This window comes from Levilactobacillus andaensis, from assembly GCF_016861695.1.
Lineage (GTDB): Bacteria > Bacillota > Bacilli > Lactobacillales > Lactobacillaceae > Levilactobacillus > Levilactobacillus andaensis.
The window spans coordinates 15439-33948 of record NZ_BOLP01000016.1 but is presented as its reverse complement, the minus strand read 5'-3'; the positions used below and the strand labels follow the sequence as shown (position 1 = coordinate 33948).

General features: G+C 50.9%; 17 protein-coding genes. 15 read left to right on the top strand and 2 right to left on the bottom strand.

Annotated features, from left to right (window positions below; translation table 11 throughout):
• The first annotated feature begins 168 nt into the window (after positions 1-168).
• The 7 genes from JUF10_RS11200 (at position 169) to JUF10_RS11170 (ending at position 6571) form a co-directional block, all read left to right on the top strand.
• Positions 169-483 carry a hypothetical protein gene (locus tag JUF10_RS11200; protein ID WP_203642282.1) on the top strand — a complete coding sequence of 105 codons (315 nt, stop codon included), beginning with the start codon at positions 169-171 and terminating at the stop codon, positions 481-483.
• 551 nt (positions 484-1034) lie between these two features.
• Positions 1035-1985, top strand: a complete 951-nt coding sequence (gene prmA, locus JUF10_RS11195; protein WP_203642280.1) for a 50S ribosomal protein L11 methyltransferase — start codon at positions 1035-1037, stop codon at positions 1983-1985.
• Positions 1986-1988: 3 nt separating this feature from the next.
• Positions 1989-2735: a 16S rRNA (uracil(1498)-N(3))-methyltransferase gene (locus JUF10_RS11190; RefSeq protein ID WP_203642278.1), complete on the top strand. Its 747-nt coding sequence runs from the start codon at positions 1989-1991 to the stop codon at positions 2733-2735.
• Positions 2736-2802: 67 nt separating this feature from the next.
• A complete protein-coding gene (locus tag JUF10_RS11185; protein WP_203642276.1) occupies positions 2803-3138 on the top strand; it encodes a hypothetical protein in 336 nt (111 codons plus the stop codon).
• 28 nt (positions 3139-3166) lie between these two features.
• Positions 3167-5398, top strand: a complete 2232-nt coding sequence (locus tag JUF10_RS11180) for a RelA/SpoT family protein (RefSeq protein WP_203642274.1) — start codon at positions 3167-3169, stop codon at positions 5396-5398.
• A 22-nt stretch (positions 5399-5420) separates the two neighbouring features.
• The gene (dtd, locus tag JUF10_RS11175; protein WP_203642272.1) at positions 5421-5867 is read left to right on the top strand and encodes a D-aminoacyl-tRNA deacylase; all 447 of its coding nucleotides are present in this window, start codon (positions 5421-5423) and stop codon (positions 5865-5867) included.
• Between the two features lie 59 nt (positions 5868-5926).
• Positions 5927-6571: an HAD-IA family hydrolase gene (locus JUF10_RS11170; protein ID WP_203642270.1), complete on the top strand. Its 645-nt coding sequence runs from the start codon at positions 5927-5929 to the stop codon at positions 6569-6571.
• 355 nt (positions 6572-6926) lie between these two features.
• Here JUF10_RS11170 and JUF10_RS11165 read toward each other — a convergent pair whose 3' ends face one another.
• Together JUF10_RS11165 and JUF10_RS11160 are read right to left on the bottom strand one after the other, a co-directional pair.
• Positions 6927-7769 (bottom strand): fructosamine kinase family protein, encoded by an 843-nt coding sequence (locus tag JUF10_RS11165; RefSeq protein ID WP_203642268.1) that lies wholly within the window; start codon positions 7767-7769, stop codon positions 6927-6929.
• 25 nt (positions 7770-7794) lie between these two features.
• Positions 7795-8646 carry an N-acetylmuramoyl-L-alanine amidase family protein gene (locus JUF10_RS11160; protein WP_203642260.1) on the bottom strand — a complete coding sequence of 284 codons (852 nt, stop codon included), beginning with the start codon at positions 8644-8646 and terminating at the stop codon, positions 7795-7797.
• A gap of 318 nt (positions 8647-8964) precedes the next feature.
• On the opposite strand from JUF10_RS11160, the gene JUF10_RS11155 reads away from it, so the two are divergent.
• From JUF10_RS11155 to JUF10_RS11120, 8 genes are all read left to right on the top strand, one after another.
• The gene (locus JUF10_RS11155) at positions 8965-9852 is read left to right on the top strand and encodes an ABC transporter ATP-binding protein (RefSeq protein ID WP_203642258.1); all 888 of its coding nucleotides are present in this window, start codon (positions 8965-8967) and stop codon (positions 9850-9852) included.
• Complete coding sequence (locus tag JUF10_RS11150; protein ID WP_203642256.1) at positions 9849-10607, top strand: ABC transporter permease; 759 nt, start codon at positions 9849-9851, stop codon at positions 10605-10607. Before JUF10_RS11155 ends, JUF10_RS11150 begins: the two co-directional genes overlap by 4 nt.
• The gene (locus JUF10_RS11145) at positions 10588-11712 is read left to right on the top strand and encodes a sensor histidine kinase (RefSeq protein WP_203642253.1); all 1125 of its coding nucleotides are present in this window, start codon (positions 10588-10590) and stop codon (positions 11710-11712) included. Before JUF10_RS11150 ends, JUF10_RS11145 begins: the two co-directional genes overlap by 20 nt.
• Positions 11709-12317 (top strand): response regulator transcription factor, encoded by a 609-nt coding sequence (locus JUF10_RS11140; protein WP_203642251.1) that lies wholly within the window; start codon positions 11709-11711, stop codon positions 12315-12317. The genes JUF10_RS11145 and JUF10_RS11140 overlap by 4 nt, the downstream gene beginning before the upstream one ends.
• Positions 12318-13197: 880 nt before the next feature.
• Positions 13198-14493, top strand: coding sequence for a histidine--tRNA ligase (gene hisS / locus JUF10_RS11135; protein WP_203642249.1), 1296 nt, complete (start codon positions 13198-13200; stop codon positions 14491-14493).
• A gap of 24 nt (positions 14494-14517) precedes the next feature.
• Complete coding sequence (gene aspS / locus JUF10_RS11130) at positions 14518-16305, top strand: aspartate--tRNA ligase (RefSeq protein ID WP_203642368.1); 1788 nt, start codon at positions 14518-14520, stop codon at positions 16303-16305.
• Between the two features lie 580 nt (positions 16306-16885).
• Positions 16886-17413: a peptide-methionine (S)-S-oxide reductase MsrA gene (msrA, locus tag JUF10_RS11125; protein WP_203642247.1), complete on the top strand. Its 528-nt coding sequence runs from the start codon at positions 16886-16888 to the stop codon at positions 17411-17413.
• Between the two features lie 112 nt (positions 17414-17525).
• Positions 17526-18401, top strand: a complete 876-nt coding sequence (locus tag JUF10_RS11120) for a YitT family protein (RefSeq protein WP_125575863.1) — start codon at positions 17526-17528, stop codon at positions 18399-18401.
• Positions 18402-18510 lie beyond the last annotated feature (109 nt).

Genomic DNA, 18510 nt, shown 5'->3' with positions numbered 1-18510 from the left:
CGTTACATTGGTGCCTAAAAAGTGGGCCTTAGCAAACGTTTTGCTTGCATTCCATTTCAAAATCAACTATTATCAATTATTGATACATTTTAACCCGTTTGGGACAACCGAAGTGGTTTTAAAATGTTTTGAGAACCGAGTAGATTGTCATTATAGGAGGTGATTACCATGCTGAGTCGAACCAAAGAGTTTTTACGGCAACATAACTATCGTTACGAAAAGTCGTATATTCGACCATTGATGGCGCCAGAGAGCGTTTATGTATTTAAATTCGGTCAAGATTCGCTCAATAATCGGGTAATCATTCGTTATGGTCATACGTGGACGGGCCGTCAGCGAATCAACGAGATTGATTTGCGACTGCACAAGCAAAAGCATCCACGCGTCTTTCAAAACGAAGCGGATATGCTAGATTATTTAGAATCGCACATTTCCCGCGAGCAGCGAGACCCTGACCACACGACCGATGCCGAAAAAGTTTAAGGCCGTTCTATCAATTCTTTAATTTAGCGAAGAGCTGGTGACAATTTGAGTTGTCATTAGCTCTTTTTCTATAGAACAGAGTGAGCTAGAAGGCGCTTAGCTGGTGAGCATTAAGGCTGATAGCTGAATAATCCCGGGTTTGGATTGTTTGGCTATCAGGTTTAAGCGGAGCCGGCTGCCTTTTAGCACACGTTTCGACAAGCTGAAATTCAAGGGTCAACCTGTTTTGTGACCGGCTATCATTGGCTCTTTTTCTATAGAAGCACTTAAATCGAGCTGTGACTGTTGCACTCCCCGCGGTCGACCTTTAAACTGATAATTAAAGGTTGAAAGTTCGGCCAGTCATTGCCGTATTTGCTAGGTTGTCGATTTGATGTGAGGGCTTCTCAAGTCTAAGGCCTGAGATTACGGCGTGGTTTGAACTCTGCCATGATAAACGGTTACTATGGGTTCGTCAGTGTCGACCGGTAAGGCGAATTGACCGCTAGTCTGATTTTATTACTTAGTAAATTAATTGAAAGAACCGTATTAATAAGGAGGAAACAAGTCACATGCAATGGACCGAAGTGAGTGTCATCACCACCAATGAAGCGGTGGAAGCCGTTAGCAACATTCTCCAAGAAGCCGGGGCCAGCGGCGTTAAGATCGACGATGCAGCCGACTACGACCATCTGAAGGCGGGAAAGTACGGTGAAATCGTCGATTTGAAGACGATTCCGCACCGCACCAGTGGGGCCGAAATCAGTGCCTACTATCCCGAAACGATTTTTGTTCCCGAAATCTTACCGACCATTAAGCAGCGAGTCAGTGATCTGACGAAGTTTGGTTTGGACCCGACTCCCGGAACTGTCACGACCAAGGCCGTCGACGATGTGAGTTGGTCGACCGCTTGGCAGAAGTATTACCATCCAGTTCGCGTGACGCGCTACCTAACCGTTAGCCCCAGCTGGGAGAACTATCAACCCGTTCAGCCCGACGAACACGTCATTCGCCTCGACCCGGGGATGGCCTTTGGGACCGGGACGCATCCAACCACGCGGCTGTCCATGACGGCACTGGAAATGGTAGTTCGTGGTGGCGAAACCATGTACGATGTCGGCACAGGTTCCGGTGTCCTGAGCATCGCGGCAAAATATCTGGGTGTGAAGCAGATCACGGCCTTTGACCTGGATGACATTGCCGTGCGTTCGGCCAAGACCAACCTGGACTTGAACCCGGTCGCCAAGGATATCGTTGCTAAGCCCAATGACTTGCTTAAGGGAATTCATCAGCCGGTCGATCTGGTCGTGGCTAACATCTTAGCTGAAATCATCTTGCCATTGATTCCCCAAGCCTGGGAGAATTTAAACGTTGGCGGTTACTTCCTGACGTCTGGCATTATTGCCGATAAATTGGACGAAATCGTGGCGGCACAGGAGAAGCAAGGCTTCATTATCGATAACATTTTACAAATGAAGGATTGGCGCGGGGTGATTGCCCACAAGCCAACGGAGGATGAATAGGTTATGCAACGGTATTTTCTAGAAACGGCGCACCAGACGGGCGACCACGTGGCGTTGCCTGCGCCGATCGCCCATCATTGGGTGACCGTCTTGCGAGCCGCACCGGGTGCTGAAGCGGAGTTCGTGGATAACACGGCCCACTTGTTTCACGGTCAGCTCGACGCGATAGAGCCCGCGACAGTCACGCTGACGGCCGTCACTACGCCAACCGTCGAGCTGCCGGTCGCGGTCACGATTGCATGTGGCCTGCCGAAGCAGGAAAAGGCGGAGTGGATCACGCAAAAGGCGACCGAGCTGGGCGTTGACCACATCATTTTTTACGCCGCGGATTGGTCCGTGGCCAAGTGGCAGCCTAATAAAGTTGCGAAAAAGTTAGCGCGCCTAACTAAGATTGCCCACGGCGCTGCCGAACAGGCCCATCGCTTGCGGCGGCCCGAAGTCAGTTTCGCCAAGAGCCTCAAAGAAGTCGTGGACCAGCCAGCCGATGTGAAGCTGTTGGCGTACGAGGAGTCGGCCAAGCAAGGCGAACAAAGCGCGCTAAACCAGCAATTGCAGACCATTCAGTCGGGACAGAGTCTGCTCGCTATTTTTGGTCCTGAAGGTGGCATTAGTCCGGCCGAGGTCCAAACGGCGCAGGCCGCGCAAGCCGTCTTAGTTGGGTTGGGGCCCCGCATTTTACGGACCGAAACGGCCCCGTTATTTCTTCTGTCAGCGGTTTCAATGGTCTTGGAACTGCAGCAACCGAGATAACAGGGTGAAATCTCATCTGAAACATGCTAAAATAATTGCAATATAAAGAGAGATAGGTGAGAGATAGATGGCAGTTTTAAATAAATTGGGGTGGCGGTACTGGCTCGTCGGTATCGTTATGGGCCTATTGCTCCCGGCAGTCGCAACCTGGCTGAATATTAGTCCGGTCATGCGATTTGGCGGTCTGCTTCTGTTAGTGAATGGTGGCTTGGCCATTTGGTTGGGGAGATTCATCTATCGGCACACGCAGCCCGGCTGGTGGCTCTTGATTTGGCCACTGGTCTACGTGCTGGGAGCCTACTGGTTCCTGCCACAGTATACATTGTACTTTGCCGTGGTTTACCTGTGCCTGTCCTACTTGGGATACGGGTTGACCCAAACGAAAATTGAAGTGAAATCATAATTTAAATCTAAGGGTGGTGGCGTCCAATATGACCAAAGAACGTGTCTGGACGGCTGAAGAAGTAATTGCCAGAGTCGGTAAATATATGAATGCGCAACACGTTGAAATGGTGGTCAAAGCCTGTCATTTCGCAACGGTCGCGCATAAAGACCAAACGCGACAATCCGGTGAGCCCTACATTATGCATCCCATTCAGGTGGCGGGAATTCTAGCCGACTTGAACATGGACCCCGAAACGGTTTCGGCTGGTTTCTTGCACGATATTGTGGAGGATACTGGCGTGACGCTGAGCGATGTGCAGGAGTTATTTGGCGACGACGTGGCCCTGATTGTGGATGGCGTGACCAAGTTAGGGAAAATTAAATACAAGTCTAACCGGGAACAATTGGCGGAAAATCACCGTAAACTCCTGCTAGCCATGTCCAAGGACATTCGGGTCATGATCGTCAAGTTGGCCGACCGCCTGCACAACATGCGGACGCTGGAACACCTACGACCGGATAAGCAGCGGCGAATCGCGAACGAAACGCTTGAGATTTACGCGCCGCTAGCCGACCGGTTGGGGATCAGCACCATCAAGTGGGAGCTGGAGGATATTTCCCTGCGCTACCTGAACCCGCAGCAGTACTACCGCATCGTCCATTTGATGAATTCGCGGCGTGACCAGCGGGAACAGTATATTGCGGGTGCCATCAAGGATATTCAGTCGTCCATTCAGGATCTCAAGCTGTCACCTGAAATCTATGGACGGCCGAAGCACATCTACTCCGTTTACCGAAAAATGAAGGATCAGCACAAGCAGTTTAGCCAAATTTACGACCTGCTCGCAATTCGGGTAATCGTTGATACCATTAAGGACTGTTACGCGGTGCTCGGGGCCATTCACTCGCAGTGGAAGCCCATGCCTGGGCGGTTCAAAGACTACATTGCGATGCCTAAAGCTAACATGTACCAGTCGCTACACACCACGGTCATTGGGCCAGAGGGCAAGCCGCTCGAAGTCCAGATTCGGACCAAAGAGATGCATGCCGTGGCTGAATACGGGGTTGCCGCGCACTGGGCCTACAAGGAAGGTGTCAAGGACAAGGTTCAAGAGACCAATTCCGGTGACAAACTGAATTTGTTCAAGCACATCATCGAACTCCAAGAGGACACGGATGATGCGTCGGACTTCATGGACAGTGTTAAGGGTGAACTCTTCGGCGACCACGTGTACGCGTTCACGCCCAAGGGGGATGTCTTGGAGCTACCTAAGGGCGCCGGGCCGTTGGATATGGCCTATGCCATCCACACCGAGGTCGGTCACCATACGACCGGGGCAACGATCAATGGTAAGATCGTACCGTTGAACTATGAGATCAAGAATGGGGACATCGTTGACATTCGGACGTCCTCGAGTTCCGCTGGACCCAGTCGTGATTGGATGAAATTAGTCTCAACACGGCGCGCGCGGAACAAGATCAAGCAGTTCTTCCGGCAAACGGATCGGGAACAAAACATCATTGCTGGTCAGGAAAGCGTCGAGCGGACGATTCGTGATTTGGGCTATGATCCGAAGTTATTGATGACCAAGGAAAACTTGGACCGCGTCACGGCGAAGATGCACTATCAACACGCCGATGACCTTATGGCTGCTATTGGTTTTGGCGACATGCAACCACGTGGCGTCGCCAACCGGTTGACGGAAGGCGTGCGGCAAGCCGCGGAAGACGAACGGCGCCGTCGTGAAGAGCGAGAATTGCTGGAAGAACACCAGACGATTAAGAACGATAATGATAATGACAAGAAGGATCGCAAGAACAAGGACTCCGATGGCGTGGTCATCGAAGGCGTTGACAACCTGTTGATTCGGCTGAGCCATTGTTGTTCACCCGTTCCTGGCGACGATATCGTGGGCTACATCACCAAGGGCCGCGGGGTCTCCGTTCACCGTAAGGATTGCCCGAACGTTCGCAACGCCGAAAAGAACGGCGAACGGATCGTGGCGGTTCGGTGGGGCAATATGGCTGGCGATAAGACCAACTATAACGCCGACATCGAGGTGCAAGGCTACAATCGGAATGGTTTGCTTAACGATGTGTTGCGGACCATCAACAACAATACCAAGTACCTCACGTCCATCAACGGGAAGGTCGACCACAACAAGATGGCCACCATTTCCATCAGCCTGGGGACGCGAAATCAATTAGAATTGCAACGAATCTTGGATAACATTAAAAATATTCCGGACGTCTACGTGGTCAAGCGGGCGTTCCATTAATTAGTCAGAAGGGTGAGTTAGCATGCGAGTCTTGCTTCAACGAGTCAGTCGAGCCAGCGTGGCCATTGACGGCCAAGTTCACGGTGCCATCGACCAAGGTTTTCTCCTACTGGTAGCTGCCGAGGATAGCGATACCAGTGAACAGGTCGACTATTTGGTGCATAAGATCAGTAAGCTACGGGTCTTTCAAGATGACGCGGACAAGATGAATCTGAGTCTAGCCGATGTGCACGGCAGCGTGCTGTCGGTCTCCCAATTCACGCTGTACGCCAACACCAAGAAGGGCAACCGCCCGAGCTTCGTGGCAGCTGGGGAACCTACACACGCTAAGGCTCTTTATGAAGAGTTCAATAAAAAATTAGCGGCAACGGGACTCACGGTCGCCACGGGGGTCTTCGGGGCCGATATGGAGGTCGACCTAGTCAATGATGGACCAGTGACGATTTGGTTCGACACGGACGCCAAATAAGATTAAAAATAGCGGGTAGCTTCTGTGATGGAAACTAGCCGCTTTTTAGGAGGAAAACCATGCGTTATCAGCAGTATTTTTGGGACTTTGACGGCACACTAGTGAACACGTATCCGGGAATGGTCACGGCCTTTGGGGAAGCTCTCGTGGCCTCCGGGGTCAACGACTTTGAAATCGACAGTGAAGAAATTTATAAAACGATGCGGCAACACAGTTTGGGGACGGCCCTGCAACGTTTCGCGGCAGAGTATCAGCTCGACCGGCAGCGTTTGGAAAAAATTTATCGGTTGCAAGCGGCGCCCAAATTAAAGGATGCGCAGGCCTTTCAGGGCATTGGTGAGCTGTTGGCACAGATCACAGCGGCTGGTGGCCGCAACTTTCTGCTGACGCATAAGGATCACCGGGCAATGGATCGGTTGGAGCAGTTGGGGCTCGCACAAGACTTCACGGGTGCCGTGACGGCGGATGACCACTATCCGCGCAAGCCCGATCCAACGAGCCTGCTGGCATTGTGTCGGCAATATCAGGTCGACCCGCAAACGGCAATCATGATTGGTGACCGGAATCTGGACGTCACGGTTGGCCACAGAGCGGGGATGGCCGGGGCGTTATTTGACCCTGAACACCTCATTGTTGATGAAAGCCAACCAGAGATTCGTGTGATCAATTACGACGAACTACGGGATTGGTTAATGACGGATTAATCGTTTAGAAATTCTGGTTGTTGTGTTGAAATTGAGCAGCCTAGTAGAGGTCATCGCCTTACCGGTCGACAGATATGGGCTGGAACGGTGCGAACGCAACTTGAAGCCTCGAAAGAACCGAGTCTATAAGCTTGGTTTTCTACTAAGCCAGCGGGTAAATTCACCCGCTAACTAAGTAGAACGACGCACCCGAGCCCGTATCTGCCGACCTCTCGGCTAACGTTGTTTTTTTGCGGCAACCGAGAGTGTAGCCGTGAAAGTCGTTATCATGTTGGACTACAACGTATCCCAGTTAAAAAAGGCTCATAGCAAGCTTTCCCGCATATTGGGAGTGCTTGCTATGAGCCTTTTTAATTTAGCCGCGAGATAAAATCTCGTTAACGGCGCCACCATACTCCTCACCAAAGAGGTTGAGGTGGGCTAATAAATAATAAAGTTGGTAGTGCGGTAATCGGTCGGCGTAGCCCGCGTCAAAGGGATAGCTGTCCTGATAACCCTTGTAGAAGTCGGCGCTGAAGCCACCAAAAATGGTGGTCATGGCAATGTCGAATTCGCGGTCACCATAGAGCACGTCGGGGTCGATCAAGGTCGGCGTGCCATCGTCAGTGAACAGGTAGTTGCCGGACCAGAGATCACCGTGGAGCAGCGAAGGCACGATATGGCGGCCGTCATTTTCGGTCAGAATGTTTTGGCGGACGCGGTCGTAGGCAGTTTGGCGTTGCTCGTTCCATAGGCCATGCTGCTGGGCCCGTTGAACCAGCGGGTCGAGGCGTTGCTGCAAGTAAAAGGTCGACCAATCGTCCTGCCAGTCGTTGTGCTTGGGCAGCTTGCCGACGAGGTTGTCTTGGTCAAAGCCAAATTGTGGGGCCGTGATGCGGTGGACCCGAGCGACGGCTTGACCGAGGTCGTATTGGCTGCCGTGACCGGTTTCCAGAAATTCCAAAACCAGGTAGGTGTCACCATCGATGCTGCCGGTCGCAAGGACTTCGGGCACGTTGACGGCCTGGCCTAACGCCTTGAGTCCGGCGACCTCATGACTGTAAAAACTAGCTGGCGTCTGTGGTTGAACCAGTAGGAAAGCCGGTCCCTCCGAAGTTGTTAAACGAAAGGCTAAGTTGATGTCGCCACCGGACACGGGGATTGCCGCCGTCACCTGTGGGAGCGGAAGTTGTGCTAACCATGCCGCTGTGAGTTCCATATGTTGTCGCGCTTCTTTCTAAAAATTAAGATGCTGACTTGAAGTATTGGCTGAGACCGGCAACAACACGGGTAGCCACGTGCTGCTGGTAAGTGCTATTGCGAATCTCATTGAAGTCTTTCTTGGTGTTGATGTAGCCCATTTCCAGCAGCAGGGATGGCCGGTTGTTGTCGCGAATGACCTCGAAATTACCGAATTCAACGCCCCGATTAGCGAGGGGGAGGTCATTCATTTGTGAATTGACAGCTTTGGCCAAGTCGTAAGACGTCTTGCGATGATAGTAGTAGGTGGTAGTCCCGGACCCCAGGTTGTCGCTAGGGGCCGAGTCAAAGTGAAAACTGATAAACGCACTGGCCTGATTGGTGTTGGCGAGTGCTGGGCGATCCGCCAGACTAACGGTCTTGTCGCTCGAACGCGTCATGATGACGTGCGCACCGCGAGCCCGTAAGAGTTTTTCTACTTTGGTTGCCAATTGCAGCGTGTAGGTCTTTTCGTCGTGTTTCTGGTCGATCGATAGGGCCCCTGAGTCGCTGCCCCCATGACCAGGGTCTAGGACAATCGTGGCTTCCGACAGGTTCGTGGCCCGTTTGAGATTGCCCGGATGATCAACTAACCAACTGGCAACCCAGCCAAAATGATTATGGCTATCGCGCACATGATACCAATTATTTTTTTCGCTTAAAATGGTTAAGCGGCTATTCTTTTTAACTTTATGGGTCACTTGGTAGGTCAGTCCCGGGCCGTCGCGCAAATTCAAATTGCCAACGGTAGCGGTGACGGCATTGTGCTGAGTAAAGGCAAAGAGCAGACCGCCAGCCACTAAGAGAATGGCGAGGCCGGTGACCAAGCCCACCCAGTTTTGAGGTTTAAAGTGCATACTGTGTCTCCTTCGTCAAATTAGAATCAATTATACCACGAAAGAAATTGCGACTTGGTTAAATTATGGCGGAAATGAGGCTAAAAGCGGGACGAGGACAGTGCGAATGGCGGTAGCGGGATTTTCGGTTCCAACACTTGAAGTGGAATCGCACAGTCAAAGCCAGATTTAGAAGTGGATGGGGCTTGTCAATTGACGGTCCACCCTGTATCTAAATCAAATAGTGACATTTGTCATATCGAAGTCATGACAAACGCGCCTACTGGCCTAACCGATAACTTGCTACACTAAGGTTATTCCATAGGGGAGGCAAGTAAAATGAAACCAATTGTTCAAGCAACGCAGTTACAGTTCGGCTACGGCACCCATGCTGTTCTAAAAGACGTTACGCTGTCGATTTATCCGGGAGAAATTATTGGTCTGATCGGCGAAAATGGGGCTGGTAAGACCACCTTACTTAATTTAATGCTCGGCCTGTTTCCGGCTAACCACGGACAATTACAATTGTTTGGTCAACAACCGGGGGCGCCAATCGCGAAGCAAAAGATTGGGGCCATGCGGCAAAATGATATGGTCATTCGCGGGGTTACCGTACAAGAGGTTTTATATTTAGCGGCGGCGCAGTATCCCGAAGCCTTAAACGTCACGACTATTTTGAAAAGTTTGGACCTGACCGCCATTGCCAAGCAACGCTTAACCGCACTGTCAGGCGGCCAATTGCGCCGGGTGACTTTTGCCCTCGCGCTAATCGGTAACCCGGACCTCCTATTTTTAGATGAGCCGACGGTCGGGATGGACACCAACGCGCAACAAGCCTTCTGGCGCCGAATTCAGCAATTAAAAGCCGCCGGTAAAACAATCGTGATTACCAGCCATTATTTACCGGAAATTCAGGCCGTTGCCGATCGAATTTGCTTATTACGGAACGGAAAGATTGCTTTTCAAGGCACGTTTCAAGCATTACAACAGCAGTATCAGCAGGTTGAAATCACATGTCAGACGGCGTTACCAGTTTCTTCTTTTAAAGATTTACCGGGGGTCACTGCGGTCACTAAAACGGGACCACAACTCCAAATTAGTAGCGAAGCGGGCGATGCCACGCTGCAGGCCCTAGCACCAATTTTAGCTGACCTACACCAACTCACCATTAATCGCGAATCATTAACGGATATTTTTGTCCATTTGACTAAGGGGGTCCTCGCATGAATGCCTGGTTTGAACGCTTTAAATTTGATGGTCGGCGACTGATTTTACGGAATTTTTCATTTCAATTCTTCTCCATCGTCATGCCCGCCGGTTTTTACTTGTTATTTACTAAGGTGATGGTCACCGGCAACGTTCCCGATAGCTTTAATGTAAAATACATGGGGAGCATGATTGTCTACAGTGGCACCATCAACGCGTTGTTTGGTATCGCCGCGTTTTTACAACGTGATCGCGAAGCGGGTGTTTTGCAGTGGTGCTGGCTATCTCCGGCTGGTATCCGCCCTTACTATTTGTCGATTGGGTGTTGGAGTCTACTCATGAACATGTTATCCGTCGTCGTCCTCGGTGGGATTGCCATCGGTGTCAATGGCGTGTCGTTATCAGTTGCGCAGTGGGGCGCAATTGCGGGGATTGCCATCTTGGGGCAACTGTCCACGATGCTACTAGGCGTTTTGATGTCCTTTGTTGAACGTACCGAAACGCTCAGCGTCTTAAGCAACCTGATTACCTTTCCAATGGCAATTATTAGTGGCTTGTGGTGGCCAATAGCTTTATTACCGAACTGGTTACAACCAATTGGAAAACTCATGCCGACCTATTTTATTAACGATTGGTTGGGGCGAGTCGCCACGCATGGTACAATGGTGCCAGCAGATATCTTGGGGACCGGTGCGTGGATGATCAGCTTGTTATTAGTGGTTATCGTCAGTGTCCGGTTATTACTAAAACGGAGTGATGGGGTTGTTTGGGCGTAAATGGCGACAAAAATTCAAAAGCTTAACGTGGTCCAGCTATATTTGGCTGGGCTACTTGCCGTATTCGATTGCGATGTACTTGCCAATAACCGGCTGGCAAAATGTGGTTTGGTTAAGCTTGATTGGATTGTTTTTAGTTCTATATATTCTGGTGATTGAACAGCCGGCGTGGCGACGTATCACAATGCCGTTAGAGTTAGTTGTCACGGGCCTCTTTTCTATCTGGGGTGCCAACAACTACATGATTATTTTCCCGGGGTGGCAAGTCGCGTTTATCTTAGGACGCGGGCCCAAAAAATATTTTTACCGATTCATCACGGGTTACTACGGGCTGATTTTGATTGGCATTATCTATGATATGGGCGTGGACCATCTGCTTTTTAGTTGGCAAAACGGGGCGGTCATGGGGTTAGTCTTCCCGCTGCTGTCCCCAATCATGGCTTACACGTTTTCACGGTCAATTTGGCGGCAACAGCAATTACGACAAACGAACCGCCGACTACAAGCCATTATTCAACGGGACGAACGGGAGCGGATTGCACGGGACCTGCACGATACCTTGGGTCAGAGCTTTTCGATGATTACGCTCAAAACGGAGCTAGCTAAGAAATTGCTGGAAAAGGCCCCCGAACGAGTCGCCGCCGAGTTGACTGATATTGAGCAAACCAGCCGGCAAAATCTACAGCTAGTCCGGTCGATCGTGAATGACTTGCACCAACAATCGCTGAGTGAGATGTTGCTCAATCAGAGTCGTAACCTAGTGGCAGCCAACGTTGGGCTAACAACCACTGGTGAGGCAGCGGCCACTCAATGGCCAACGAGTGTACAGGGCGTTTTTGCGGATACCCTCGTTGAAGCCATTACCAACGTCATTCGCTACGCACAGGCCCGTAACGTCTACTTGACCTTTCAGCAGACCGACCAGGGGTATGACGTTCAATTACAAGATGACGGCAAGGGTGGGAAGCTCAGTCGACCGAATGCAAACGGAATTCAGGGCATGCGGTCGCGCATGCTGAACGCGCACGGGACGTTTGCCATTGAAGCGCAACCCCATGGGACCTGTGTGACCCTGAGCTTACCAAAGGAGGAAACGGTTAATTGATTACGCTATATTTAGCCGAGGACCAAAGCATGTTGAACTCCGCGTTGACACAACTCTTAGAGCTAGAAGATGATTTACATGTGATCGGCAGTGCTCGTGATGGTAAGATGGCGTGGGCCGATTTGCAACGGTTACGGCCACAGGTAGCCATTTTAGATATTGAAATTCCGGGGATGTCAGGACTGGACGTTGCGGATCACTTGCAGGTCGCAGACTGGGAAACCAAGGTGGTGATCTTGACGACTTTCGCCCAGCAGGCTTATTTTGAGCGCGCCGTCAAAGCGCAAGTTGCCGGCTATTTGTTAAAGGATAGTCCGAGTGACGACCTAATTGATACGGTTCGGCAGGTCATGCAGGGCAAGACAATCTATGCACCTGAATTGGTGGTTAATATGTTTTCGGCCGCCACGAATCCATTGACCGATCGCGAACTGGCCGTTTTAACGGAAGCCGATAAGGGATTACCGACGAAGACGATTGCGGCTAACCTATACCTCTCTGCGGGCACGGTGCGCAACTACTTGTCAGCCATTTTCAGCAAACTAGGTGTCCACAACCGCTTAGAGGCGATTAAGATTGCAAAGGATAACAAGTGGTTAACCTGAAGGTTGCAAGATGAAATGCCTGTTTTATCCCAGTATCGGTAAGTATTCGCAACATTAAATTAGTGTGAATTTTCCGCACTCCGGCTGCCAGGGATTCCGCCTGCTGTGGGGACGCTTCAGCCTGGAAAAGCACCAGTCTTCTCGCTCGATTTGAAGCCACGAAGACCACGCGTCTTCAAAGTCGCCCATATTGTGAGCTAGCCATTGGCCAGCTCACAATATTACCACGGCTGGCTGCATCCCTGTCCTCCTCCGGCTCGATTGGGTTTTATCACGACAACAGTCGGAAAACATGGAAACTTAGCGCTTTCGGTCCAATCGATAGCGACTGTTACAGTCATTGCCTTCGTCGTTTAAGAGCACTGTGTAAGCCGAGAGGTCGCCAGATATGGGCTCAGGCGCGTCGTTCTGCTTGGTCGGCGATGTTTTTTCGCCGGCCTAGCAGAAGACCAACCTTGTAGACTCGCGCTTTTCGAGGCTTCAAGTTGCGTCCGCACCGTTCCAGCCCATATCTGGCGGCCGGTAAGGCGAAGGCCATACGCACGCATTTATAAGCAACATATTCTTCAAACAAACCAGTATATTTTCTTAGGACACCTTGACTTTTCAAGCCATTTTCAGTATTCTTAGGAAGAATAAAATAGATTGCCGATGAGAGAGAACAGTAGAAGAAAGCCCGTTTCTAGAGAGGTCGCGTAGCTGAGAGCGACTAACGGTGTGACTTTGAAGACACTCTTGAGGCTAATGACGCTTGTCGTCATTCGTTTGCAACGTTATCCTGCAGAGAACTTTATTAAAGGTGGTACCGTGCATACCTGCGCCCTTGTCAATTGACAGGGGCGTTTTTTATTTTCTGCAAACGAAGAGAGGAAGAATGCTCATGCGTTATCAACGACCAAAGGGAACGGCTGACATCTTACCAGGGACTTCCGAGACCTGGCAATTTGTTGAAGCCACTGCCCGTCAGTTGTTCGCTAACTACCGCTTCAAAGAGATTCGGACGCCAATGTTTGAAAACTTTGAAGTCTTTTCACGGACCTCGGGGGACACCTCCGACATCGTGACCAAGGAAATGTACGACTTTAAAGACAAGGGCGATCGGCACCTATCCCTGCGGCCTGAAGGGACTGCCGGGGTCGTTCGAGCCTTCGTCGAAAATAAGCTATACGGTCCAGAAACGACCAAGCCTTACAAGGTCTACTACATGGGACCGATGTTCCGTTACGAACGGCCACAATCCGGTCGGCAACGGGAATTCCACCAAATCGGGGTCGAAGCCTTCGGGAGTGACGCGCCAGAATTAGACGTTGAAGTCATTGCCTTAGGGATGAACCTGCTGAACCAATTGGGGTTGAAGCACCTGCGCTTGGCTTTGAACACGTTAGGTGATCAAGACACGCGGGCGGCTTACCGTCAGGCTTTGATCGACTTCTTGGAACCTCACTTTGACGAATTGAGTGATGACTCCAAGGTTCGGCTGCATAAGAACCCATTGCGGGTCTTGGACAGCAAGGACAAGCATGACCAAGAGCTGGTTGCCGATGCGCCATCGATTCTGGATTTCTTGACGCCAGAAGCCACTGCACACTTTGACCGGGTCAAGGCTAGTCTGGACGCCTTAGGGGTTGACTACGATGTCGACGCCACCATGGTGCGGGGGTTGGACTACTACAACCACACCATCTTTGAAATCATGGCGGATTCACCAGCATTGGGTGAAGGCTACACGACCGTTCTGGCCGGTGGCCGGTACAATGGCTTGGTTGAAGAACTGGGCGGTCCCGAAATGTCCGGTGTTGGTTTTGGACTAGGGGTTGAACGGCTGGTCTTACTGATGGAAGCTGAAAAGGTTGACATTCCCAATGATCACCCGTTAGACGTTTACGTTGTGGGTATCGGCGACGATACGTCATTAGAAACGTTGAAACTCGTCCAAGCCATTCGGACGGCGGGCTTAACGGCCGACCGGGATTACCTGGGTCGTAAGCCTAAGGCCCAGTTCAAGACGGCCAACCGTTTGGATGCGGCCTACACCTTGACTATCGGGGACCAAGAATTAGCCAACCAAACGGCTAACTTGAAGTCCATGGCCAGTGGTGAAGAAATCAGCGTGCCATTAGCTGACATTTATCAAGATTTCCAAAACGTCGTAACAACCAAGTTTACGGCAAAATAAGAGGGGAAAATAATGGAAAAGAATTTGAAACGGACCACATACGCTGGTTTGGTCGACGAACAATATCTTGACCAAACTATCGTCTTAAAGGGTTGGGTGCAAAAGCGCCGGAACCTAGGTGGCTTGATCTTTATCGACTTACGCGACCGCGAAGGCATCGTTCAACTGGTCTTCAGTGAAGAATACGGCAAGGATGCCCTAGACGTCGCTGAACACCTGCGGAGCGAATACGTTATCGAAGTGCAAGGCCAAGTCGTTGCCCGGGCACCTAAAGAAGTTAACCCTGACATGAAGACGGGGAAGGTCGAAGTCCGCGTTACGGGCATCAACCTGTTGAACAAGGCTAAGGAATTGCCATTTGAAATCAAGGATGGCGTCAACGCTTCCGATGACTTGCGGCTCCAGTACCGGTACTTAGACTTACGTCGGCCTGAAATGCAAAAGTCACTGTTACTGCGGAACCGGATCGTGCAATCCGTCCACAGTTACTTCGATAAGAACGGCTTTATCGATATCGAAACGCCAGACTTAACGAAGTCAACGCCTGAAGGGGCCAGAGACTACCTGGTTCCTTCACGGATCTACAAGGGCCATTTCTACGCCTTGCCACAGTCACCACAACTGTTCAAGCAGTTATTGATGGGTTCTGGCTTTGACCGGTACTACCAAATCGCTCGTTGCTTCCGTGACGAAGACTTGCGTGGGGACCGTCAACCTGAATTTACGCAGATCGACTTGGAAACGTCCTTCTTAACGGCTGAAGAAATTCAGGACCTGACTGAAGGCTTGATTGCCAAGGTCATGAAGGACACGTTGAACGTTGACGTTAAGTTGCCATTCGAACGGATGGACTGGGACGATTCCATGGCTCGCTTTGGGACCGACCAACCCGATGTTCGTTTCGGGATGGAATTAAAGGACCTATCTGCGATCATGGCCAACACCGACTTTAAGGTCTTCTCTGGTGCCGTTGCTGACGGTGGCCAAGTCAAGGCCATTGCCGTTCCTGGTGGTGCTGACAAGTACAGCCGTAAGGACATCGACAAGTACGGCCAATACGTTGAACGGTTCGGCGCTAAGGGCTTGGCTTGGATGAAGGTGACCGACGACGGCTTCAGCGGTCCTATCGCGAAGTTCTTCAAGGAAGGCGACTGGTTCAAGCAGATCGCCGAAGCAACTGGTGCTAAGAGCGGCGACTTGTTGCTGTTCGCTGCTGACTCCAAGCGCATCGTTGCCCAAACCTTGGGTTACCTGCGGGTTGCCATTGCCAAGGAACAAGACATGATCGACAAGAACAAGTGGGCCTTCCTCTGGATCGTCAACTGGCCATTGTTCGACTACGATGTCGACTTGAAGCGGTGGGTTCCTGCCCATCACCCATTCACGATGCCTGCTGAAGGGGATGCTCACTTCTTGAACGACGGCGAAGACCCACACAAGGCCTACGCTCAAAGTTACGACATCATCTTGAACGGTTTGGAATTAGGTGGGGGGTCTATCCGGATCCACACCCGCGAACTCCAAATGAAGATGCTGAAGGCCTTAGGCTTTACGCCTGAACGCGCCGAAAAGCAATTTGGGTTCTTACTAAAGGCCCTGGATTACGGGTTCCCGCCTCATGGTGGTCTGGCCATTGGGTTGGATCGGTTCGCTCGCTTGCTTGCTAAGCGCGACAACATCCGCGACGTGATTGCCTTCCCTAAGAACTCGAAGGCCACGGAACCAATGACTGAAGCCCCATCGACGGTTGCTGACAAGCAGTTGCTTGACCTCGACCTGTTGATTGCGGACGAAGACAAGCCTGAAGCTTAATTGAACGGACTTGGAAAATAGATAATTAGAGGTAGTCGTGATCGGCCGTTTGGCTGGTCATGGCTACCTTTTTGTTTAGAGCGGGATTGTGGAAAATAGGCCGCACTCCGGCTGCCAGGGATTCCGCCTGCTGTGGGGACGCTCCGGACTGAGGGGCGGTCCTCCGACTCGATTTTAAGCCACGAAAACCACGTGTCTTAAAAGTCGCCCATCTTGTTAGCTAGCCAGCGCCAGCTAACAAGATTACCACGGCTGGCTGCATCCCTGTCCTCCTCCGGCTCTGATTGTGCTTTACCATGACAGGTAATAACCCCAAAAATAGATGTGAACTTTCTGTTGAGAGCATAACGAGTCGTCCAGTTCTAACTCATTACTAGAACGTCGGCAGGTAGAAGTTAAGTGTGTCAATGGCTTCTAACGGATAGTTATCGACGGGCTAGGTCAAGAGTTAGTCTTTAGTTTTTGAGAGTACTCGGCAGTCACTAAAGATGTTGGTCAAGAAAATTTTAGTCTACAGAGGGGCTTGACGATAGCCCGAAAAAGTCGTGTAATTAATACATTAGAAAATGGAGTGATTATGATGAGTGAAATTGAAACGGCAACTTTTGCTGGCGGTTGCTTCTGGTGTATGGTTCGGCCATTCGATGAATTTCCGGGCATTAAAAAAGTGTTGTCCGGCTATACCGGTGGCTTTGTCACGAATCCGACCTATGAACAGGTCAAGGCACAGCGGACTGGCCACACGGAGGCCGTCAAGATTTGGTTTGATCCGGCAGTGGTCAGTTACGAGCAGTTGGTGGACCTCTATTGGCAGCAAACGGACCCGACCGATGATGCCGGCCAGTTTCAGGACCGCGGCAGCAACTATCGGCCAGTCATCTTCGTGAACAGCTTAGCGCAGGCCCAAACGGCAATGGCGTCCAGGGCCGCTTTACAGGAACGGGAACAATTTGACCAGCCCATCGTGACCAAAATTCAAGTCGCGCAGCCATTTTTCCCAGCCGAGGAACGTCATCAACAATTTTATAAAAAGAACCCGGAACGATTTGCCGCAGAAGAAGCCGGCGGTCGCGAAGACTTTGTCAAAAGTCATTGGCAGAAAGGTTAGAAGTCGATAAAACCCGGTATTTGCCGTGGCCGTGACGGCGATTAAATGCTATACTAAGCCGAGCATAGTATAAAGGATAATTAAAGATATAAGCGAGGTCGGTATTTAAATCATGGATGATGTGCAGCAGTTGTTAAAACGGCATACCTATACGGCGAAATTCTCCGTTGCCTTTTTCTACGGAGTCTTAGTGTCAATTGCGGTGAACTTTTTCTGGACGCCCGGTCATATTTATTCTTCCGGAGTTACCGGGTTAGCCCAATTGGTCAACAGTTTGACGGCTGGGTTGGGGGCGTTTCATATTACGACGGCCCTGGGTCTGTTTCTGATCAACATTCCTATGTTTTTCCTAGCCTGGAAGCAGATTGGGAAGTCTTTCACGGTCTTCACCTTCATTTGTGTTCTGTTTGCGTCGGTGATGATTCGGGTGATTCAACCGGTCCATTTAACCAGTGACCCCATTATCTGTGCGATTTTCGGGGGCGCGGTCAATGGGTTTGGGACAGGATTTGCGTTGAAAAATGGGATCTCGACCGGTGGGTTGGATATCATCGGCATCGTGTTACGGCGGAAAACGGGCCGGAGCATGGGAACCATCAACATTGCCTTTAACAGTTTGATTGTCATCAGTGCCGGATTCGTTTACGGCTGGCCATACGCGCTGTATTCTGCGCTGGGCCTGTTCGTCAACGCTAAGGTGATCGACATGACCTTTACGCGGCAACAGCGGATGCAGGTCATGGTCATCACCGACCGGCCGAAGACGGTGATCGATAGCATTCAAAACCACATGCGACGGGGAATCACCATCGTCCATGGGGCGGAAGGGGCGTATCGTCACGATGAAAAGACGATTCTATTTACCGTCATTACGCGTTACGAAATGGACGCCTTAGAAACGGCGATGGAAGAGGCTGATCCGAAAGCCTTCGTCAGCATTTCTGACACGGTTAAGGTTCTGGGCCACTTCTATGAGCCCAAATGGTAAGTGGTCAACAACAGGTTTTGCGGATGAATGCCGTAAAACCTGTTTCTTTTCGGGCGAATTTCCGCTGCGTTTCTTAAAGGTTCTTAAAAATCGCTAGGTTCTTTAAGGA